Origin of the sequence: Streptomyces cinereospinus (assembly GCF_042430725.1) — a bacterium.
Taxonomy (GTDB): domain Bacteria; phylum Actinomycetota; class Actinomycetes; order Streptomycetales; family Streptomycetaceae; genus Streptomyces; species Streptomyces cinereospinus.
This window is the reverse complement of the sequence record NZ_JBHMCY010000065.1, coordinates 24,937-44,428: the sequence shown is the minus strand read 5'-3', so window position 1 is coordinate 44,428 and position 19,492 is coordinate 24,937. Positions and strand designations below refer to the sequence as shown.

At 71.6% G+C, this 19,492-nt stretch carries 17 protein-coding genes, 1 tRNA gene and 4 pseudogenes; 12 read left to right on the top strand and 10 right to left on the bottom strand.

The genetic code is table 11. From position 1 onward, the window contains the following. Nucleotides 1-51: 51 nt before the first annotated feature. Entirely contained in the window at nt 52-453 is a 402-nt protein-coding gene (locus tag ACFF45_RS27365) for a DUF5958 family protein (protein WP_381349238.1), read from the bottom strand. Nucleotides 454-971: 518 nt separating this feature from the next. On the opposite strand from ACFF45_RS27365, the gene ACFF45_RS27360 reads away from it, so the two are divergent. From ACFF45_RS27360 to ACFF45_RS27350, 3 genes and pseudogenes are all read left to right on the top strand, one after another. Beyond that, a complete protein-coding gene (locus tag ACFF45_RS27360) occupies nt 972-1,535 on the top strand; it encodes a GNAT family N-acetyltransferase (protein WP_381349245.1) in 564 nt (187 codons plus the stop codon). A gap of 138 nt (nt 1,536-1,673) precedes the next feature. Next, nucleotides 1,674-1,956, top strand: a pseudogene (locus tag ACFF45_RS27355) (transposase); the annotation flags it as partial. Continuing rightward, nucleotides 1,956-2,555, top strand: a pseudogene (locus ACFF45_RS27350) (NsdA family TPR-like regulatory protein); the annotation flags it as partial. The pseudogenes ACFF45_RS27355 and ACFF45_RS27350, both read left to right, overlap by 1 nt. Here the strand turns inward: ACFF45_RS27350 and ACFF45_RS27345 are convergent. Beyond that, nucleotides 2,536-3,195 carry an HAD family hydrolase gene (locus ACFF45_RS27345; RefSeq protein ID WP_381349237.1) on the bottom strand — a complete coding sequence of 220 codons (660 nt, stop codon included), beginning with the start codon at nt 3,193-3,195 and terminating at the stop codon, nt 2,536-2,538. The pseudogene ACFF45_RS27350 and the gene ACFF45_RS27345 sit on opposite strands and share 20 nt — an antisense overlap. A 298-nt stretch (nt 3,196-3,493) precedes the next feature. Between ACFF45_RS27345 and ACFF45_RS27340 the strand changes: the two are divergent. Next, nucleotides 3,494-4,099: pseudogene (locus tag ACFF45_RS27340) on the top strand (Eco57I restriction-modification methylase domain-containing protein); the annotation flags it as partial. Between the two features lie 927 nt (nt 4,100-5,026). Here ACFF45_RS27340 and ACFF45_RS27335 read toward each other — a convergent pair. Beyond that, a pseudogene (locus ACFF45_RS27335) lies at nt 5,027-5,218 on the bottom strand (transposase); the annotation flags it as partial. 461 nt (nt 5,219-5,679) lie between these two features. On the opposite strand from ACFF45_RS27335, the gene ACFF45_RS27330 reads away from it, so the two are divergent. The 3 genes from ACFF45_RS27330 to ACFF45_RS27320 all read left to right on the top strand — a co-directional run bounded on the left by ACFF45_RS27330 (nt 5,680) and on the right by ACFF45_RS27320 (nt 7,797). Then, entirely contained in the window at nt 5,680-6,180 is a 501-nt protein-coding gene (locus ACFF45_RS27330; protein ID WP_381349236.1) for a DUF3592 domain-containing protein, read from the top strand. An 801-nt stretch (nt 6,181-6,981) separates the two neighbouring features. Next, a complete protein-coding gene (locus tag ACFF45_RS27325) occupies nt 6,982-7,233 on the top strand; it encodes a hypothetical protein (RefSeq protein WP_381349235.1) in 252 nt (83 codons plus the stop codon). Between the two features lie 342 nt (nt 7,234-7,575). Continuing rightward, entirely contained in the window at nt 7,576-7,797 is a 222-nt protein-coding gene (locus tag ACFF45_RS27320) for a hypothetical protein (protein ID WP_381349233.1), read from the top strand. Nucleotides 7,798-8,311: 514 nt separating this feature from the next. Here the strand turns inward: ACFF45_RS27320 and ACFF45_RS27315 are convergent. Continuing rightward, complete coding sequence (locus tag ACFF45_RS27315) at nt 8,312-9,028, bottom strand: siderophore-interacting protein (protein ID WP_381349232.1); 717 nt, start codon at nt 9,026-9,028, stop codon at nt 8,312-8,314. 91 nt (nt 9,029-9,119) lie between these two features. On the opposite strand from ACFF45_RS27315, the gene ACFF45_RS27310 reads away from it, so the two are divergent. The 4 genes from ACFF45_RS27310 to ACFF45_RS27295 all read left to right on the top strand — a co-directional run bounded on the left by ACFF45_RS27310 (nt 9,120) and on the right by ACFF45_RS27295 (nt 15,218). Then, the gene (locus ACFF45_RS27310; RefSeq protein WP_381349230.1) at nt 9,120-11,828 is read left to right on the top strand and encodes a GNAT family N-acetyltransferase; all 2,709 of its coding nucleotides are present in this window, start codon (nt 9,120-9,122) and stop codon (nt 11,826-11,828) included. Beyond that, nucleotides 11,825-12,298 (top strand): cupin domain-containing protein, encoded by a 474-nt coding sequence (locus ACFF45_RS27305; protein ID WP_381349229.1) that lies wholly within the window; start codon nt 11,825-11,827, stop codon nt 12,296-12,298. Before ACFF45_RS27310 ends, ACFF45_RS27305 begins: the two co-directional genes overlap by 4 nt. Then, nucleotides 12,295-13,059 carry an SDR family NAD(P)-dependent oxidoreductase gene (locus ACFF45_RS27300; protein WP_381349228.1) on the top strand — a complete coding sequence of 255 codons (765 nt, stop codon included), beginning with the start codon at nt 12,295-12,297 and terminating at the stop codon, nt 13,057-13,059. The genes ACFF45_RS27305 and ACFF45_RS27300 overlap by 4 nt, the downstream gene beginning before the upstream one ends. A gap of 104 nt (nt 13,060-13,163) precedes the next feature. Continuing rightward, nucleotides 13,164-15,218: a copper resistance protein CopC gene (locus ACFF45_RS27295; protein WP_381349226.1), complete on the top strand. Its 2,055-nt coding sequence runs from the start codon at nt 13,164-13,166 to the stop codon at nt 15,216-15,218. 564 nt (nt 15,219-15,782) lie between these two features. On the opposite strand, the gene ACFF45_RS27290 is transcribed toward ACFF45_RS27295, so the two are convergent. The 4 genes from ACFF45_RS27290 to ACFF45_RS27275 form a co-directional block, all read right to left on the bottom strand. Further along, a tRNA-Ser gene (locus ACFF45_RS27290) sits at nt 15,783-15,867 on the bottom strand. A 69-nt stretch (nt 15,868-15,936) separates the two neighbouring features. Then, nucleotides 15,937-16,368: a tRNA adenosine(34) deaminase TadA gene (tadA, locus tag ACFF45_RS27285; RefSeq protein WP_381349243.1), complete on the bottom strand. Its 432-nt coding sequence runs from the start codon at nt 16,366-16,368 to the stop codon at nt 15,937-15,939. A gap of 56 nt (nt 16,369-16,424) precedes the next feature. Continuing rightward, nucleotides 16,425-16,961, bottom strand: a complete 537-nt coding sequence (locus tag ACFF45_RS27280; RefSeq protein WP_381349242.1) for a tRNA adenosine deaminase-associated protein — start codon at nt 16,959-16,961, stop codon at nt 16,425-16,427. A 303-nt stretch (nt 16,962-17,264) separates the two neighbouring features. Then, nucleotides 17,265-17,468 (bottom strand): hypothetical protein, encoded by a 204-nt coding sequence (locus tag ACFF45_RS27275; RefSeq protein ID WP_381349224.1) that lies wholly within the window; start codon nt 17,466-17,468, stop codon nt 17,265-17,267. A gap of 96 nt (nt 17,469-17,564) precedes the next feature. Here ACFF45_RS27275 and upp point away from each other — a divergent pair, with 96 nt between their 5' ends. Further along, nucleotides 17,565-18,200 carry a uracil phosphoribosyltransferase gene (upp, locus tag ACFF45_RS27270; RefSeq protein ID WP_381349222.1) on the top strand — a complete coding sequence of 212 codons (636 nt, stop codon included), beginning with the start codon at nt 17,565-17,567 and terminating at the stop codon, nt 18,198-18,200. Nucleotides 18,201-18,426: 226 nt separating this feature from the next. Here the strand turns inward: upp and ACFF45_RS27265 are convergent, their stop codons facing one another. Together ACFF45_RS27265 and ACFF45_RS27260 are read right to left on the bottom strand one after the other, a co-directional pair. Beyond that, nucleotides 18,427-19,047 carry a LytR C-terminal domain-containing protein gene (locus tag ACFF45_RS27265; protein WP_381349241.1) on the bottom strand — a complete coding sequence of 207 codons (621 nt, stop codon included), beginning with the start codon at nt 19,045-19,047 and terminating at the stop codon, nt 18,427-18,429. Nucleotides 19,048-19,192: 145 nt separating this feature from the next. Then, nucleotides 19,193-19,489 (bottom strand): type II toxin-antitoxin system VapB family antitoxin, encoded by a 297-nt coding sequence (locus tag ACFF45_RS27260; protein ID WP_003991361.1) that lies wholly within the window; start codon nt 19,487-19,489, stop codon nt 19,193-19,195. Between the last annotated feature and the right edge of the window lie 3 nt (nt 19,490-19,492).

Sequence of the window (19,492 nt, the reverse complement as noted above, 5' to 3'; positions counted from 1 at the left end):
TACCCGTTCCCAGCCGGGTCCGCGACAAGATCGCGAAGTCAGACTGGAGTACTAGATTGCGTCCCGCCGCGGATCCGACAGGTTGTGCCACTCGTGGCCGCACCCATCGGCACAATGCAGCATCCGCCTACGGGTATCCGCGATGCTGAAAAGGGCGATGAGCAGGCGGAACGACTTGGTGAGTTCATAGGCCGGGAGTGCTTCCATCCCGAAGCGCCACTTCCTGAGCATCACCGCCGGCGTGTGAGTGGGACGAATGCCGGAACGCGCAATGCTCTCCGGCACGTCCTCCTCGCAGGCGCGGGCCTGCCCGCAGAACAACACCAGTGCGTGCAGGACCTTGCGCTGGTTCTCCTCCGCAAGGCCCTCGAACCAATCGACACCCTCGGCCGTCGGCCTGAGCCCCTGCGCAAGCTCGTTCAGAACCACCTCGTGTACGTACACGTCGGCCACCTCCCCGCGACTACAGACCGACGGTACGCTCACCAAAGCCCCGCCGATTCCCCGAGCCGTTCAGTGCAAAGGCGTGAAGCAGGCGGACTGGTCGAGGTGGAACGCGGAACCCGGAGTCGTCGGAGTCCACCCCTCACCCAGGGCAAGCCGAACAGCCGCAGCAACATTGGACGGTCGTACAGGCTCAGCCTCGCGCCCCATCCAGTTGCTCGGATGCGGCTGGTCGGTGGTAACCACGAGCGTCAGTCCCGGGGTGTCCGCACTCTCGACCGCGAACGTACACGGCGACCAGGCCAAGCCCTGGAGATAGGTCGGCCTGCCTCGAAGCCGCCAGCGGTAGGCCGTACCGTCGACGACGATCCGTCGTGATCCCTTGCGGACCAGCGCCATGACTCCCCCTTCAACAGCGAAGAGGCTAGGAGCATGGGTCAGTAACGGGTTAGCTGCAGCCGAGGCTGGAGCGAGGGATCTCGGCTGGGCCTTGGGGCTGGCCTAGGCTGCTGGCCATGAATCCGGCCATGACCAGCGGTGTGACCACTGCGCCCGCCATCCTTGACGCCATGGAGCTGACTTCCGATCCGGAGCTGGAGGTGTGGTTCCCGGAGTCGGCCCACCAGATCCTGGCGGACCTGGTCAGTGGAGGTGCCGCGCTGGGCTGGGTCGAACCACCCTCGCGGGATGAGGTGGCGGAACTTTTCGGCGACGTCGTCTCTGCGGTGCAGGCCGGGGATGCGGCCCTGCGTGCCGCTTACCTCGACCGTCGGCTTGTCGGGTTGGGGTACTGGCTCCGCTACGCCCGACCGACCCATCGGCCACACGCCGATCTGGAGAAGATCGCGGTAGATGCTGCTGCCCATGGTCGTGGCGTCGGCCGGGCGCTGACCGCTGCCTTGATCGCTGACGCCCGGGAGGCGGGTATCGAGGTCCTCACCCTGGACGCCCGTGGCGACAACACCAACGCCCTGCACCTCTACCGGTCGCTGGGCTTCACCGAATTCGGCCGTCTCCCCGACTTCGTCGCCGTCGGCGAACACCGCTACGACAGGGTCTTCTGCATGCTGGACTTCCGCCAGCAAGGCTGACCACTGACACGTACGAAGGCCCGGCGGCGACCCGCTGGCGCTTCGCGATCTTTCATGCGAGATGATCACGATGGTGGGGACGGACTGTTCGAGGTCGAGCCGGTCGGGAAGAAGCGGTCTCGGGGCCGTCCGGCGGCGGTGGACAAGACGTTTCGGGCCTTCGACCCGCACCAGGTCCTGCTGCTGCCTCCGTCGCTGGACGACTGGCTGCCCGAGGACCATCTCGCCCGGTTCGTCGCCGACCTGGTCGATGAGGTGCTCGACCTCTCGCTGGTGCTGGCGGACTACACCGACGAGCGCGGCTACCCGCCCTACGATCCCCGGCTGATGCTGCGGCTGCTGATCTACGGCTACACCACCGGGGTGCGCTCCTCGCGGGCGATCGAGCGCAAGTGCACCGATGACGTCGCGTTCCGCATGTCGTTTATCCCCGGCTGGACCGATGACCGGGAAGCGGCGATCGAGCGCATGATGGCCGCCCGCACCTACGCTCGACGCGGAGACGCCTCCGCGGAGCTCTGGGCATGGCTGGATGCAGTCGAGGCGGAATGCGAGACTCGATGCGGCGACCCTCGCGCCGCGCTCCGCCTGATCGGACACGCCGAGGACGCCCTTTCCTCGGGCTCCGAGCACCCCACCCCTGAGTGGCTGGACTGGTTCAGCCCCGTGCGCCTGTCCGCGTTTAAAGGGAACACGCAGCTGAAGGCCGGCCATCTGCCACAAGCCCGCCAGACTCTTCAGGAGGTTCTCGACGACCTGCCGCCCGAGTCGGACAAGCAGCGCACGGTCGTCTTCGGTGATCTCGCCGCGGTCGAAGCTGCGGACGGCCACCCTGAGGCGGCATGCCGGTACGCCGTGCAAGCCCTCGACCAGCTCGCCATCACCTGGTACGCCACGGGTATGGAACGTATCCGCGAGGTCCGACGCACGCTCGCCCCATGGCAGAACGAGCAGTGCGTCCGAGACCTCGACGATCGTCTCTACGACTGGGGAACGACTGTCAGCGCTCTCCAGCGTTGAACTTGGCGATCTTCTCAGGCAGCTCCGCGAGCGAGTCGATGCGCATCGTGGTAATCGAGTCCGCATCCGGGTCACGCTGCTGAATCGTGCCCCAGGGCCCACGCCGAATCAGAGCTGTCAGAAGCCCGGCCTGCACGGCCGGACGTATGTCGTTGTCGAGCCGGTCCCCGACGTACAGGATCTCTCCCGGCTCGGCAGGCGTCGCCTCGATGACGTGCTCGAAGAACTTCACGTCCGGCTTCGACGCTCCCCAGTCGTCACTGGTGGCGATCAGGTCGGACGGAAGGTCCAGCCCGCGGAGCAGGCCACCCGCACGCACGGTCTGGTTCCCGGCGATGCCCACCCACAGGCCGGCCTCCCGCAGCGCGGCCAGCGTGGGTCGCACATCGGAATAGAGGTCGTCCTCGCCGAACCATTCCGGCTTCCCGGCAGCCGCGCGCTTCTCGCGCTCTTCGGTCAGGTCGAACCCGGGCCGGAACTCCTGGAACGTCTCGCGGTAGTCGCGCCCCTGCGCGATGACCGCCCCGAACATCGCCGCGAACGTATGCCGCGGCACGCCCAGCCAGTCCGCCCAGGTCCCGTACTCCCGGGTCTCATCGACAAGACACTCACCCACGTCGAACACCACCGCACGAATCATGCTCCGCAGGTTAGACGGTGCAGCGACTGGAGTAGACAGCCCTGTCGGACTGCGGCTGGATATCCACCCCGCACCTGACCTCAAGCGCAGCGAGGCGCCCTCGGTGAGCCAGGCTTCGGCGGTCGACAAGCCGCCCCGATGCTCATCGGGAGAGTCCTGACCGGCCTGCGCGAGCTGCAGTCGAGCCGATCAACCCCGCGCCCGACGCTGACGACCGTACCCCCAATCCCGTTATTAACCGACTACGCTCTGTGGATGGAAGTCAGGCTTCGAGAGGGTTCGGCGGTGCTGTCCTTGCGTGGCAACTATCGCGCTGTTCAGCACCGACGACCTCTCCCTCCCCGAGTCTCTGCAGGAGGCCGTGGAGCACGGTGAGGTGTTCACGCGTGCGTGGGTGGTCGAGCTCATCCTGGATCTCCTCGGTTACACCGCAGACAAGGACCTCTGCGATCTGAGGCTCGTGGAGCCAGCCTGCGGCGGCGGCGCATTCTTGACCGTCGCCGCGTCCCGAATCAGTGCGTCATGCCATGCGCACCAGCGCCCCATCACCGATGCAATCGACGCCGTCCGCGCCTTCGACCTGCTGAGCCGCAACGTGGAGCAGAGCAGGGTGCTGATCACGGAAACGCTGCAGGGCGAGGGCTGGGAGCCGAAGGACGCGAGGAAGGTCGCCACAGCGTGGGTGAAGCAGGGCGACTACCTGCTGCAATCAGACGCCGAACATCGCGCCGACTACGTCGTCGGTAACCCTCCGGACATCCGGCTCGAAGACGTTCCCGACGACCGGATGGCCGCTTACCGCCGGGCCTGCTCCACGATGGGTGGCCGAGCCGACATCTACATCGGGTTCTACGAGGTGGCCCTTCGTAGCCTCAATCGAGGTGGCCAGCTAGGATTCATCTGCGCGGACCGCTGGATGCGGAACCAGTACGGCCAGCGGCTGAGGCAGCTGGTGACCAAGCACTTCAGCATGGATCTCGCCCTCGTGATGCACGACGTCGACGCCTTCGACGATCAGGTTTCGGCCTATCCCGCGATCACCCTCATCTCGAACAAGGCCCGGGGTGCAGCGGTCACCGCGGACACGAATCGGTCCTTCGGAGCGGAGCAGGCGCGGGAGTTCGCGAGCTGGTACCTGAAGGGCGAGCCGCCGACGGTCGCCTCGGCATCCTACCAGGCTGCTCGCATGCCTCACTGGTTTCCGGAGGAGGACTCGTGGCCGGCTGCTTCGCCAGCGAGGCTCGCGGTCCTGGAGGACCTCACCGAGCGGTTCCGGCTCCTTGAAGACACCGAGACCGGAACGAAGGTCGGTATCGGCATCGCCACCGGCGCCGACAAGATCTTCCTCACCAAGGACAAGGACCTGGTCGAGGAAGACCGTTTGCTCCCCATGGCCATGGTGCGCGACACCACCAGCGGCACGATCGGTTGGGCTGGCACGCACCTGGTCAACCCCTGGACTGCCAGCGGTGATCTGGTCGACTTCGGTGGGTTTCCGCGTCTCGCCTCCTACTTCGAGAAGCACGGCGAGGCCCTGCGGGAAGCGCTACGTCGCGGTCAAGCAGCCGCAGCGCTGGTACAAGACCATCGACAAGGTCGACCACCAGCTCACCCGTCGTCAGAAACTGCTGTTTCCGGACATGAAGCTGAGGATCCATCCGGTCCTCGACGAAGGCGGCCTGTACCCTCACCACAACCTGCACTTCATCGTCTCGAACGTCTGGGACATGCGCGTACTCGGTGGCCTGCTGCTGTCCAAGGTCGCGGAGGCATTCGTGGAGGCGTACGCGGTAAAGATGCGCGGAGTTGGGGAGGTGGCGGATGCCGTCGATTCCGGCCGCCCGCCCCGGCCTGCCAGCCACCCCGGAACCGGCAGCAGAGCCCGCACCAGAGCCCACTCGGCATCGCTCATGTCCGAGCCGTACCGGGGCCAGCGTCCCGGCCGGTCGGCCGCGTTCCTGAACCTATGGGCGACACAGTCACACCCAGGAGTGGACGGACAGGACCCACCACCCGTGACCACGCGACACTTCGACAACAGGGCCTCTTGCTCCTCGCTGGACTCGACATCCGCGAGCTACCAAGAGGCCCTTCTTCCATGCGTCCGCACCGGCAGACTCACCCGAACCAGGCCCCTGTTCGAGCCCCGTCGATCACCCGGCCGGATAGAGAACAGCCAGTTACGGAGCCACTTTGGCGTGAGCCTCGAAGATCATGGCCCCAACGTCGCGCTTTACGGGCAGGTCCACAGACTGCCCGACTCGCCGGAAGCTTACGGGGCCATGACCACTCACCCCAAAGCAGCTCCAGCCCAAGGCCGCTCCGCCGACCTTCGTTGCCGACAGCAGGCAGCCAGGCCGTGTCCGATGTGCCGAATCAGCACCCGATGCCACCTCGCCAGACTTTTATCCTGTTCACACCATGGATACGAGGTGCACTCCACGTGTGAGACGTGGCACACAGCCTCGACGTCAACTGAAACGGATGGTGAGAGCCCTGAAGGGCATATCGAACGCAGGTTTTTCCAGCGCGCACCAGCAGAGCGGCAGCTTAGGGCCTCGCGCGTCCCTAGTAGGGTCGCTGGTGCTCGCGCTGCTACTGGGCGCGTTGTCGGCACTGGTGATGCTTCCGGCGGCCCAACACCTACGCTCTCTCCAAGACGGCGAGCGGGCTCGTGCGACGTTGCATACGAGCGGCTCGTGCATGGTGGGCCACTGCCGGGTCAAGTTCGCGGCCGATGGACGGACCGTGGTGGCAGATCTTCCGGTAGGCAGCGGCGGCGGCAAGAACTCTGTCGGCAGCCCACTGACCGTCCGGTACCAGGCGGACGATCCACAGGTCGTCGCCCGTGAAGATGATGTCGGGGGCGGCGGGGCAGCCGTATTGGCGGTGATATCGGGCGGTGGCGCGCTGCTTTTCCTGATGATCTCGGTCGTCGCGGCTCTATACGTGGTGCGGCAGCGGCGCGCGGGCTCGATGCCTTAGCTGCTGCAGTCGATGCAGCGGTCAGGGCGGCCGCAGGCTCGGTGCAGGGGGTGTTGTGCCTGTCCCAGCTACCTTCCACGCTCAAACGCTGCGGCGTCGGCGGCAGGACGGAGGTCGTGCTGATCCCGAGGAGGGGCCCGTCGATTCGTGGTTTCGAATGCACTCCCGCCTCAATGACTGCCTTGATGCCTTCGTGAGAGCAGCACTTAACGCTATGGACGATCTACTGCGCGTGAGTGGACCGAAAGCGGCAGCTCAGCCAGAGGGATGATCCAACGGCTGGGCCGTCCCTGGGCCGTGCGAGGTCGGCCAACGCTGACAGAGGACGCCCGCGGGTGACCACCCCCACCCCGCTCTGGCCTGGGCCCCCGCGGATGATCTGCCACACTGGACGTGTTATGCCTGCACCCGGAGAACTGAGCTGCCGTGCGCTGACCAAGCGCATCGGGAGCTGCACCGGGTGAGCGTCTCACTGCGTGACAACGCTGACGAACAACCGCGGACGAGCACGGACGTCTGCGGACCATCGGCGCAGGTGACGGGCACGCCCTCTCAATGCAGTAGCGCTACCGAAGTGCTTCGGGGCGAAGAAGTCACGACCCCAACGCCCAGTGACCACGCCTCTGCCGTCGAGGCTTGCTCTGGCGGACGTCACCAGGCAGCGTGGCTGAGGCCGGTGGGGGTACCGCGAGACACACGCGCGCCTGATCAGTCAGCGCACCCGCCGTCGTGGCTGACTGTCGTCGGCCGAGGCCCCGTGAGTGCGGTTCTCGACCAAGGCACGAGGGTAGCGACGTCGACGTGAGCGATGACCACAAGGAAGGGCTACGCAGTCTCGTGAGCCACCTGGGCGCCGGCATCCGTGACACGCACTACCGGCCCGCGTACGACGCAGCCGCGAACATCTGCTCCGGCATCTTCAACACGATCCCTGTACACCTCCACGACGTCGTACACGAGGCGGTCATGGCCGGATACGCAGCCGCGCTGAGCGACCTGGTGGACGGCAAGCTAGACGACCAGGTTCGAGAGCGGTCCGAGATCATCGCGTGAGACTCCGCGCAGCAGGCCGTCTCAGTTTCCGTCTCATTCAGCCCCGTTCACGGCCGTTCAGGTGAGACCCGGAGTCGTTTCCACACCAGTGGCGGCCTCCCATGAACCCAGGTGAACGGCCCCGAACGACGCCCAAGACCGCGCCAACACAGTTGGAAAGCGTGTTGGGGGCAACCCCTCACGAGTTCGACTCTCGTATCCTCCGCCAGTGCCTCACCGGGCACGTTGTCGAAGGGCCCCACCGCTCGCGGTGGGGCCCTTCGGCGTCGGTCGGCCCGGCCCGATGCCGGATCTGTGCCCGCGGACACAGCGCGCGGGGCGTTCGTAGGCTCATACTGAACCATGACAAAGCCTGCGGGACCGAAGCGTCATCTGCCCACCAGCCCCTTCAAGGTCCCGGTCGCACCGGCTCCCAAGCACTTCGCCACGGGCGACCAGGTCACGCACGACGTCTACGGGCTCGGCCGGGTGGTCGGCATCGAGGACGGCATCGCCGCACTCGTGGACTTCGGCTCGGCGCAGATGCGGATCCTGAGCCCGTACGCCAAGATGACCAAGCTGTAGGACCGCTGTGCCCGGTCACGGCACACCAGGCCCCGTCAGGGACCTGTACCGAAAGAGAGACCTCCCATCGATCTGACGCCGCTGTTCTCCGCCCCGGACGGGCAACCCCGCCGCTCCAGCGCGGCATCGCCGCCTCCGACGACGCAGCCCTTCCAGGCCCCCGACTTCGGGCAGGACGACTTCCCGCCGTTCGAGGACGCGCAGGAGCCCGACTCGCGTGCGCGCGCGGCGCGAGCCGAGGCGGCCTAGTTCCGCGCACGACATCCGGACGACGACGGCCACGAGGCCGCGTCCCGCCTGCTTCACCAGGTCAGAGGGCCGGGCCGCATCAGCGGTCCGGCCCTCTGCCGTTGGGCCGTCTGCCTCTGCGTCGTGGCGGTACCGCCCTCGGCCACCGGCTCGGACGGACGGCCGGCCGGTCACCGGTCACCGGTCACCGGCGGTGACGGCTCACGGCACCAGGCGGCGTTCGGCGAGGTGTCCCCCACCCGGTCCGCCGCCCGGAGCGAAGCCGTCAGCCCGCCCGCCAGTACCCCAGCGCGTGCACCCGGTCCTTCGGCACGGACAGGTCCTTGCGGACGTACGACGCCAGGGTCCGGGTCGTCGCGGCGTCGCAGGCGATCCAGACGTACGGGTCGGGCGTGGCCGCCAGCAGCGCGGGCAGCGTGGCCCGTACGTCGTCGACCAGGCCGGTGCCGGTGCGGGGCACCTGGCGTATCTCGTGCCGGGCCGGGTCCGCGTGGCACGGCAGGCCGTCCAGGCCGCCCTCGAACCAGACGGTCGCCGGGGCCGGGCCGAGGGCGCCGAGGAGGGAGTTGAGCGCGGGCAGCGAGGCGGGGTCGCCGATCGCGAAGACGTGCGAGGGCTCGGGCCGGGGATGCTGGAAGCCCGTGCCCTGCACCGTCGCCTCGATCGTGTCCCCCGGGCGCGCCGCCCGCGCCCAGTCGCTGGCGCACCCCTCGTGGAGGGCGAACTCCAGGCTGAAGGTGCCCGCCGCCGGATCGGGGTCGACCAGCGTGTACGCCCGCTGGTGCGGCTTGCCCGCGTTGTCGAACCACAGCCGGGCCCACATCGTGGGGTGGACCTCGCAGGCGGTGAGCAGTCCGCCGTCGGTGAAGCGCAGCCGCCGGTACTCCGGGGTGACGTCCTCGGCGCCGGTGACGGTGAGGACGAAGTCCTTCGCTCCCATCAGCTTCAGGACCGTGCCCTGCCAACCGTGCCCCTGCCCCATGGCACTCCTTCACATCTCGCGTACCATTCCGCCACGGCAAACTTAGGGAAGCCTAACCTAAAGCTCAGAAGGATGACAGGGTGATGACCAGGTGACCACAGAGATCTACCGAGACGCCTGGGGCATCCCGCACCTGCGCGCCGCCGACGCCCGCCAACTCGCCCGCGCCCAGGGCCGGGTCACCGCCCTGGACCGGGCCTGGCAGCTGGAGGTCGAGCGCCACCGCGCCCAGGGCACCTCCGCGGCCTTCCTCGGTCCGGCCGCCGCGGCCTGGGACGTACTGGCGAGACGGGCACGGCTGGCGGACACAGCGAAACGTTCCTTCGATGCGCTGGACCCCGACACGGCCGCCTGGGTGCGGGCCTACGTCGACGGCGTCAACGAAGGACTCGCCGAAGGCGCCCGCCGCACCCCCGAGTTCGCCGGCACCGGGCTCGCCCCCGGCCGCTGGGAGCCCTGGACCCCGCTGGCCGTCTGGCTCGCCACGCACCTGCTCTTCGCGGGCTTCCCCGCCAAGCTCTGGCGGGAGCAGGTGATACGGCATCTGGGGCCGGAGGCGGTGGCGCTGTTCGCCACGGACGGCCCCGGCACCTCCGGCAGCAACGGCTGGCTGGCCGCCGGGGAACGGACCGTCACCGGGCAGGCCGTGATCGCCGGCGACCCGCACCGGTTCATCGAGGAGCCGGGCGTCTACCAGCAGATCCGCCTGAGCTGCCCGGAGTTCGACGTCGTCGGCCTCGCCGTGCCCGGCGTCCCCGGCATGGCCCACTTCGGCCACACCGGCACGGTCGCCTGGGCCATCACCAACGCCATGGCCGACTACCAGGACCTCTACCGGGAGCGGCTGCGGCGGACGGGCGCGGGCGTGGAGGCCCTCGGACCGGACGGGCGGTGGGAACGCGCCTACCGCGCGACGGAGTCCGTCGAGGTGCGCGGCGCGGACCCGGTGCCGGTCGAGGTGATCGAGACCGGGCGCGGGCCGGTGATCGCCGGCGGCCCGGAGGGCCTCGACGACGGCACGTTCTTCCCGGACGCCCCGGACACCCCGCTCGCCCTCGCCCTGCGCCACCCGCCGCGCGTCACGTCCGACCTCGGCTTCGCCACCCTGCTCCCGCTGCTGCGGGCCCGTACGGTCGCCGACGTCGACCGCGCCTTCGACACCTGGGTGGAGCCGGTCAACGTGGTGCTGGCCGCCGACACCGAGGGCGGCACCCTGCACCGGGTGGCGGGCCGGGTGCCGGTACGGGCCGAGGCCAACCGGGTCCGGCTGGTGCCCGCGTGGGAGCCCGGGCACGAGTGGCGCGGCTGGCACGAGACGCCCCGCGCGGGCCTCACCGACGGCGTCGCGGTGATGGCCAACCAGCGCGGCCCGTCCACCCCGCTCGGCGTCGAGTTCGCCCCGCCGCACCGCGCCGACCGCATCGCCGCGCTGCTGAGCGGCCGGGACCGGTGGTCGGCGGCCGACATGCCCGCCCTCCACATGGACACCCACCTCGCGTCCGCCGCGCCCCTGCTGGACCGCCTCGCCGCCCTCGACGGCCTGTCCCCCGCGGCCGCCGCGCTGCGCGACCGGCTGCTGCGCTGGGACCGCCGCATGGACGCCGCGAGCGAACCGGCCGCCGCCTACGCGGCCGTCCGCAGCGCGGTCGTGCGCCGGCTCGCCGCCGAGCCGGCGTTCACGCGGCTCACCGAGCCGCCCGCCTACCCGGAGGCCCTGCTGCCCTGGCTGGGGCTCACCGCCCGGATCGCGTTCGCCCTGGAGAACCTGCTGAGGGCCGAGGAGCTGTACGGCGTGGACCGCCCGGCGCTCGTGCGCGCGGCGCTGGAGGAGGTGGCGGCGGACCCGGCCCCCGCCCGCGGCTGGGGCGAGACCCACCGCCTCGCCCCGTGGCGGGCGCTGCCCGGCACGCCGTACGCCCCCGGGGCGGAGACCGAACCGGCCCTGTCCGGCGACCACGACTGCGTGCTGTGCACCTCGGCCGTCCCCGGCCTCACCGACCTCGCCGCGCGCGGCCCGGCCGCCCGGTACGTGTGGGACCTGGCCCGGCGCGAGGACAGCCTGTGGGTGGTGCCGCTGGGCGCGTCCGGCGTGCCCGGCTCGGCGCACCACCGCGACCAGCTTCCGCTGTGGACCAGGGGAGACCTCGTCCCGGTCGTCACCGACTGGGCCCGCCTGACGAAGGAGACGACCATGACCGACCCGTACGCCGACCGCCCCGCCGTCCACGAACAGGTGGTCGACGGCTACGGCACCGTACGCGTGCTGCCCCTCGACGCGAAGGGCGACGCGGAGCTCGTCCACGGCTGGGTGAGCCAGGAACGCGCCGCCTTCTGGGGCATGAACGGGCTCGCCCAGGACGACGTGGCGGGCATCTACGCCCACCTGGACACCCTCGACACCCACCACGCGTACCTGGTGGTGAAGGACGGCGAACCGGCCGCCCTGCTCCAGACCTACGAGCCGGAGGCGGACCGGGTCGGCGAGTGCTACGACGTCCGGCCCGGCGACATCGGCGCGCACCTGCTGCTGGCCCCCGCGTCCGCCGACAGCGCGCGCGCCGGCTGGACGGGCGGGCTGCTGGTCGCGCTGGTCTCGTTCCTGCTGCTCACGCTCGACCGGCAGCGGATCGTGATCGACCCGGACGTGCGCAACGCCAAGGCGATCGACCGCTTCGTGCGGCAGGGCTTCGAGGCGGGGCCGGAGGTCGTGCTGCCGGAGGTGGACCTCCCCGACGTGTACCTGCCGGAGAAGCGCGCCCAACTCGCCTTTTTGTCCCGGGCGGTAGCCTTCCCCGGGTGACTCCAGAAGACCTCGTCGCGCACTACGCCATGGAGCCGATCCCCCGCGAGGGCGGCCTGTTCCGGCAGACCTGGGCCGGACCGGACCGCCCCGACGGACGCCCGGAGGGCACCGCCATCGTGGCGCTGCTCCGGCGGGACGACTACTCCGCCCTGCACCGCCTGCCCACCGACGAGGTCTGGCACTTCTACCTCGGCGACCCGCTGGAGCTGCTGCTCCTCGCCCCCGACGGCGGCTCCCGCACGGCCGTCCTCGGACCGGACGTGCTCGGCGGCCAGCACCCGCAGTTCACCGTGGCGGCCGGCACCTGGATGGGCGGGCGGGTCGCCGCGGGCGGCTCCTGGACGTTCTTCGGCTGCACGATGGCGCCCGGATTCACCTTCGCGGGGTACGAGCACGGTGACGCCGCCGAGCTGACCGCCCGGTACCCGGACCGGGCCGGGCGGATCGCGGAGCTGTGCCGGCCATGAGACTGCTGGAGGGACAGGTCGCCCTGGTCACGGGCGCGGGCGGCGGGATCGGCCGGGGCATCGCCCTGCGCCTCGCCGAGCAGGGCGCGGCGGTCGCCGTGCACTGCCGTACGTCGGTGGAGCCGGCCCGGGAGGTGGCCGGCCGGGTGCGGGAGCTGGGCGGCCGGGCCGTCGTCCTGCGCGGGGAGCTGACCGACGAGGACGCGTGCCGGCGCGTGGTCCGCGAGGCGGCCGAGTGGGGCGGCGGACGGCTGACCGCGCTGGTCAACAACGCCGCCGTGCAGCCGGTGCAGGACCTCGCGACGATGACCGCGGCCGACTGGCGGACCGTCGTGGACACCAACCTGACCAGCGTCTTCGCCTGCACGCAGGCGGCCGTCGCGGTGATGCGAGAACAGGGCGAGGGCGGCTCGGTGACCCACATCGCCTCCACCGAGGCGAGCGCGCCGGCGCCGGCGCACGCGCACTACTGCGCCTCCAAGGCGGCGGTGGTGATGCACGCCCGGTCGGCGGCGCTGGAGTACGGGCGCCACGGGATCCGCGTCAACACCGTCTCCCCCGGGCTGATCGACCGGGAAGGGCTGGCGGAGGCCTGGCCGGAGGGGGTGGGGCGCTGGCGGCGGGCGGTGCCGCTCGGCCGGCTGGGCCGGGCGGAGGACGTCGGTGACGCGTGCGTGTTCCTGGCCTCGCCGCTGGCGTCCTGGGTGACGGGGCACGACCTGGTGGTGGACGGGGGCGTCTCGGCGCGGCCCACCTGGTGAGCGCGGAGGCCGGCTGACGGACACCGCGCGCCCGGCGTTCCGGTGAGCACACCGGCCCCGGCATCCGTACGTATCCCGGGAGCAGGTCCGACGACGGGGCGGCGATGGGGATGCGCGAGGGCGGGGCACGGCACTGCGGCGACGGCGACGGTGGCGGCGCGGCCCCGCCGGCCACCCGGCGGCGGACGGGGCGGCTGGTGCTGCTGCTGCCCGTACTGGTCCTGCTCGTCCTCGGCGGCGCGGCCCCCGCGTCCGCGCACGCCGCGCTCGGCCGCACCGACCCCGCCGACGGATCCGTCCTCGACTCCGCCCCCCGCCGGCTCACCCTGACCTTCACCGAGTCCGTCGGGCTGCTGGACGACTCGGTGCGGGTGATCGACCCGGAGAACCGCCCGGTCGACACGGGTGGGGCCGCGCACGCGGGCGACCGCGCCGACACCGTCCGGGTCGGCCTGCCCGCCGGCCTGGCGGACGGCACGTACACCGTGGCCTGGCGGGTCGTCTCGGCGGACAGCCACCCGGTCTCGGGCGCGTTCGTCTTCTCCGTCGGCGCGCCGACGGCGACGGCCGCCGCGGTCACCGGCCCGGGCGAGGACCCGGCGACCGCCTCGCTGCACAACGCCGCCCGCTATGCCGCGTACGGCGGTCTGGCCCTGCTCGTCGGCGTCACCGTCTTCCGGTCCGCCGTGCTGCGCGGCCCCACCGCCGCGCTGCGCCGGCTGCTGCCGGCGGCCTGGCTCACCCTGGTGGTCTCCACGGCCGCCCTGCTGCTCCTGCGCGGCCCCTACGAACGCGGCACGGGCCTCGCCGACGCCCTCGACCCGGCCGTGCTGGGCGCCACCCTTACCACCCGGCCCGGACTGGCGCTGCTCACCCGGCTGGCCCTGCTCGCGGCGGCCCTCGTCCTGGTACGCCGGACCGCCCACCCGGCACCCGGCGGCGCGCTCGCCGTGGCGCTGGCCGTCACCTGGGCCGCCGCCGACCACGCCTCGGCCGGCCCCCAGGTGCCGGTCGCGATGGCGTCGTCCGTGCTGCACCTGCTGGCCATGGCGGTCTGGCTGGGCGGCCTCACGGCGCTGCTCACCGTCCTCCACCGCGCCCCGCACGACCTCACGCCCGCCGCCGTCACCCGTTTCTCCCGGCTGGCCTCCGCCTCGGTCCTCGTCCTCACCGTCACCGGCGGCTACCAGTCCTGGCGCAGCCTGGGCTCCTGGGACGCCCTCACCGGCACGACGTACGGCCGTGTCCTGCTCGCCAAGGTGGCCGCGGTCGCCCTGCTGCTGGCGGCGGCCCACTTCTCCCGCCGCTGGACACTCCGCTGGACCCACCACCGGACAGCGAGCGAACCGGCAGGGGCGGAGCCCGGGGCCCGGGTGCAGCCGGGGGCGGGCGAGCGGGCCGAGGCGGCCGGGGGCCGGACGGCGGCGGCGAGCGAACCGGCCCGGTCGGAGGCCGGGGCGCGGGTGCCGGTGACGGTGGGCGCACCGGCGGGGGCGGGCGAGCGGGCCGAGGCGGTGGCCGGACGGGCCGGGGAGGCGGTGACCGGGCGGGCCGGGGAGGGAGCGGGCGGGCCCGTGAGCGGGGTCGGCGGCTCCGCCGGGTCCGGGCGGGGCGGGGCCCCGGGGCTGCCGGGCGCCGCCGGTGACGGGCGAGGCCCGCTGGACCGGCACCGGCGCCTGCTCCGCCGTTCCGTCCTCGCCGAGCTCCTGACCGGCGTACTGGTGCTGGTGATCACCACCCTGCTCACCGTCACCCTGCCGGGCCGCGCCGCCATGGAGTCCGCCGCGGCGCGGACGACGGCCGCCGACCCCGGCCGGCCCACCGCCTCCAGCAGCGTGGTGCCCTTCGACGTGGGCACGCCCAGCGGCCACGGCAAGGTGCAGGTCGACCTCGCCCCGGGACGGGTGGGCCGGAACCAGGTGCAGGCCGTCGTCTTCGGCCCCGACGGGGGCATCGTCACCGTCCCCGAGCTGCGCCTGACCTTCACCCTGCGCGCGCGGGACGTCGGCCCGATCGACGCCGGGCTCGCGAACCGGGGCGGCTACTGGGCCACGGACGGGCTCCGGCTTCCGCTGCCCGGCGTCTGGACCATGCGGATCACCGTCCGGACGACGGACATCGACCAGGTCACCGTGGAGAGGGACGTCCGCGTCGGCTGACCCCGGCCGAGGCGGAGCACGCCGAAAGGACGGCCCCATCGGGACCGCCCTTTCGGGGAGGTCTGTTCGTGCTGTTCAGAGCGCGATCCGGGGCTGTTCGGACCCGTTCGGGCCCGTACTCTCCTCCGCTGCGTGGTCCGCCCTGAACGGCTCCGGACGGCTCTGGACGGCTCCGGACGGCTCCGGCTCTGGACGGCTCTGGACGGCTCTGGACGGCTCTGGACGGCGGTGAACGAGACGGAAACCCAGACGGCCCGCATGCCGGATGACCAGGGCCTTCGGATCACCCGTGCCGACTCCGCGCCAGCGTGACACCGGCAACCGCCATGTTGCCCGCAACGAGGACGATGAGCACGGTGACCAATATGCGGGCCGTGGAAGACAACTGCATGGTGGCCATGGCGACTATCAGCCCTGCCAGTGCGCATAGGCCCGCCGTAACCAGGAGAAATCCTAAGGATCTCCACTTTTTCATGCCCCTGTTTTCCGGGCCAACTGAGAGGGGAACTGAGACGGAAGCCGAAGGGGCGCCCGGTTCGATGAACCGGGCGCCCCTTCTGCCAGCGGTAGCGGAGGGATTTGAACCCTCGGTGACTTGCGCCACACTCGCTTTCGAGGCGAGCTCCTTCGGCCGCTCGGACACGCTACCGAGGGAGACCTTACAGCACGGTGGCGCGTGCTCCGAAATCCGTTTCCGCCCCCGCCGGGGGCGGCGGCGTCACCGGGCCCGGAAGAAGTCGGTGAGCAGTTCCGCGCACTCCTCGGCGAGCACGCCCTCGATCACCTCGGGGCGATGGTTGAGGCGCCGGTCGCGGACGACGTCCCACAGGGAGCCGGCCGCGCCCGCCTTGTCGTCGCGGGCCCCGTAGACGACCCGGTCCACCCGGGACTGCACGAGCGCGCCCGCGCACATCGTGCAGGGCTCCAGGGTGACCACCAGCGTGCAGCCGGTCAGCCGCCACTCGCCCAGCTCGGCGGCGGCCCGCCGGACCGCGAGGACCTCGGCGTGCGCGGTGGGGTCGCCGGTGGCCTCGCGTTCGTTGTGCCCGGCGGCGAGCACGGTCGTCCCGTCGGCGGCGAGGACGACCGCGCCGACGGGGACGTCGCCGCCCCGGGCCGCCCGCCCGGCCTCGTCCAGGGCGAGCCGCATCGCGGCCCGCCAGGGGTCGCGCACCGGGTCCGGCGGCGCGCCCGGGGCGGGCCGGGTCAGCGGACGGTCTCCAGCGTCTCCGAGGCGCCCAGGGACTCGGCGATCTCGGTGAGCGCGTCCTCGGTCAGCGCCAGCAGTTCCTTCTCGGTGACGCCGAGGTCGTCGAGGATGCCGGTGTCGCCGACCGGGCCGTGCGGCACGGCCTCGGCGGAGCCGCCGTCCTCCTCGTCGCCGTCGGCGACGCCGTCCGCGGGCTCCCCGTCCTCGGTGCCGTCCAGGTCGAGGGCGTCCAGGTCGGCGTCGTCGGCCGGTTCACGGCCGAGCAGTTCGTCGGTGAGCAGGATCTCGCCATAGCTGCTGCGGGCAGCCGCGGCGGCGTCCGAGACGTAGATACGAGGGTCGTCCTCGCCGTCCACGCGGACCACGCCGAACCAGGCGTCCTCCTGCTCGATCAGGACGAGCACCGTGTCCTCGTCGGGAGAGGCTTCCCGGGCCAGGTCGGCCAGATCCGACAGGGTCTCCACATCGTCGAGCTCCGTGTCGCTCGCTTCCCACCCGTCTTCGGTGCGCGCGAGCAGTGCGGCGAAGTACACCGTGACTCTCCCACTGGTCATAGGCGTGCCGGTTGGGGGTCCCCCCGGCGGAGGCTGCGGGCGGGGAGAGCTCGGGCTCCGAGTCCCACCCACTCGGAATCGTGGCAGAAACAAGGCGTTCAGGGGACGTCTTCGGCCCGCTGTGTCCGGCTGTTTTGATCGCACGTCCGCGAACGACTCACCAGCACACTCGTTGCCGCCACCTGCGGATCGTACGCGGCTTCCGGCCGGGATCGCGCACGCCCACCCCCACAACGACCGCCGGGTACGCGGTTCTTCCCGCCCGGGGACGGGCCGCGGGAGCTACCAGCGAAACGTTCGCATGCGCATCGCGTGGCGCAGCCGGGCCGCCTTGGCCCGGCGCGGCTGGACGCGGTCACGAAGGGCCCGGGCCTCGGCGAGTTCCCTCAGGAACTGGGCCCGGCGCCGCCTCCGCTGGGCGTCGGTCTCCGGCGCGCCGGCGTCCGCCCGGGACGCGCGATCGGGCCGCTCTGGCAGGTCAGGCATAGGCACACCACCCCTATCCGTCCCTCTCACCTTCCCCCGGATGGCCGGTTTGACGCCAGGGAGTGCCCGCACCGGAGCGCGGTTACTGTTGTGCCCATGCGTCTCCACGTCGTCGACCACCCCCTGGTCGCCCACAAGCTCACCACGCTGCGCGACCGCCGCACCGACTCCCCGACCTTCCGCCGGCTCGCCGACGAACTGGTCACCCTGCTCGCCTACGAGGCCACGCGCGACGTGCGCACCGAACAGGTCGACATCTCCACCCCGGTCGCCACCACTACCGGCGTCAAGCTCTCCCACCCGCGCCCTCTGGTGGTGCCGATCCTGCGGGCGGGCCTCGGCATGCTGGACGGCATGGTCCGGCTGCTGCCGACCGCCGAGGTGGGCTTCCTGGGCATGATCCGCAACGAGGAGACGCTCCAGGCCTCGACGTACGCCACCCGGATGCCGGAGGACCTCTCCGGCCGCCAGGTGTACGTGCTGGACCCGATGCTGGCCACCGGCGGCACCCTGGTCGCGGCGATCCAGGAGCTGATCCGGCGCGGCGCGGACGACGTGACGGCCGTGGTGCTGCTGGCCGCCCCCGAGGGCGTCGAGCTGATGGAGCGCGAGCTGGCCGGCACCCCGGTGACGGTCGTCACCGCCTCGGTCGACGAGCGCCTCAACGAGCACGGCTACATCGTGCCGGGCCTGGGCGACGCGGGGGACCGGATGTACGGGGCGGCCGAGTAGGACCCGGCATACGGGGCGGGCGAGCACGGCAGGACACACGAGGCAGCCGAGCACGGCCGGACGCACGAGGCAGCCGAGCACGGCCGGACGCACGAGGCAGCCGAGCAGGGCCGGACGTACGAGGCAGGCGAGCAGGGCCGGACGTACGAGGCAGGCGAGCAGGGCCGCTCAAGCGCCGGTCAGGCGCCGCGCCCCCGCCGCTCGGCGGCGGGCCGGGGCCGCCCGTTCAGCAGCCCTTCGTCCCGGTGGCCGCCGGCCGCGGCGCGGTCAGCGCGGCCAGCGCGCGGTCGGCGTCCGGCTTCTTCGCCAGTTCCCGGAAGCCGTTGCCGATGATGAGGTCGACCGCCGCGCCCTTGCGGGCCGCGTCCGTGCTGCGCTCGGCGGTGGGCAGCTGGGTGGCGAGCACCGGCAGCGACGTGTTCAGGGCCGAGCCGGGCCCGATCAGCAGCCCGGCGCCCTTGACCTTCTTGTCCCACTGCTTGGGCGCGTTGCCCACCTCGCCGATGGTGAAGCCACGTTTCTTCAGCTCGTCGGCGGTCCGCTTGGCGAGACCGCCGCGGGTCGTGGCGTTGAGCACGTTGACCGTGACGGCACCGGGCCGCGGCACGGCCACGGCCGGGCTGGGCGAGGGGGAGGGGGTCGCCGCGCGGGCGCAGCCCGCCTTGGTGCCGGCCGCCGAGGCGCTGTCGCCGCCGCCGGTGAAGACGTCGACCAATTGCAGGGTGCCCCAGCTGAGGAGGCCGATCACGACGACGGACCCGGTGACGACGAGTACGAGCCTGCCGCGCCGACGGGGTGGACGCATCCGCGGGTACTTGTCCCCCGTGATCCGGTACTGGCCGCCCATGCCGGGGGGAGTCAGCATGCTCATGAGCGCAGCGTAGTGCGCCGGGGCGGTGATGCCTACCTGATGATCATTTGAGCCGCCCAGGATGAACCCGAAAGGGCCAAGCCGGGGCCCGCCGGTGCCGTTCCGAGGGCCCGCGCGGCCGTCAGTCCAGCTCGAGGACGCGGGCGTGGAGCACCTGACGCTGCTGGAGCGCGGCGCGCACCGCGCGGTGCAGGCCGTCCTCCAGGTACAGGTCGCCCTGCCACTTCACGACGTGCGCGAAGAGGTCGCCGTAGAAGGTGGAGTCCTCGGCGAGGAGGGTCTCCAGGTCGAGCTGCTGCTTGGTCGTCACGAGCTGATCGAGGCGGACCGGGCGCGGCGCGACGTCCGCCCACTGCCGGGTGCTGTCCCGGCCGTGGTCGGGGTACGGCCGGCCGTTTCCGATGCGCTTGAAGATCACACG

What these genes read in the sequence shown, in the direction of transcription:
- ACFF45_RS27360 (WP_381349245.1), top strand. Translation starts at nt 972, where the DNA reads ATGACCAGCGGTGTGACCACTGCGCCCGCCATCCTTGACGCCATGGAG.
- ACFF45_RS27345 (WP_381349237.1), bottom strand. Translation starts at nt 3,195, where the DNA reads ATGATTCGTGCGGTGGTGTTCGACGTGGGTGAGTGTCTTGTCGATGAG.
- ACFF45_RS27330 (WP_381349236.1), top strand. Translation starts at nt 5,680, where the DNA reads ATGGTGAGAGCCCTGAAGGGCATATCGAACGCAGGTTTTTCCAGCGCG.
- ACFF45_RS27320 (WP_381349233.1), top strand. Translation starts at nt 7,576, where the DNA reads ATGACAAAGCCTGCGGGACCGAAGCGTCATCTGCCCACCAGCCCCTTC.
- ACFF45_RS27315 (WP_381349232.1), bottom strand. Translation starts at nt 9,028, where the DNA reads ATGGGGCAGGGGCACGGTTGGCAGGGCACGGTCCTGAAGCTGATGGGA.
- ACFF45_RS27300 (WP_381349228.1), top strand. Translation starts at nt 12,295, where the DNA reads ATGAGACTGCTGGAGGGACAGGTCGCCCTGGTCACGGGCGCGGGCGGC.
- ACFF45_RS27295 (WP_381349226.1), top strand. Translation starts at nt 13,164, where the DNA reads ATGGGGATGCGCGAGGGCGGGGCACGGCACTGCGGCGACGGCGACGGT.
- tadA (WP_381349243.1), bottom strand. Translation starts at nt 16,368, where the DNA reads ATGCGGCTCGCCCTGGACGAGGCCGGGCGGGCGGCCCGGGGCGGCGAC.
- ACFF45_RS27275 (WP_381349224.1), bottom strand. Translation starts at nt 17,468, where the DNA reads ATGCCTGACCTGCCAGAGCGGCCCGATCGCGCGTCCCGGGCGGACGCC.
- upp (WP_381349222.1), top strand. Translation starts at nt 17,565, where the DNA reads ATGCGTCTCCACGTCGTCGACCACCCCCTGGTCGCCCACAAGCTCACC.
- ACFF45_RS27265 (WP_381349241.1), bottom strand. Translation starts at nt 19,047, where the DNA reads ATGGGCGGCCAGTACCGGATCACGGGGGACAAGTACCCGCGGATGCGT.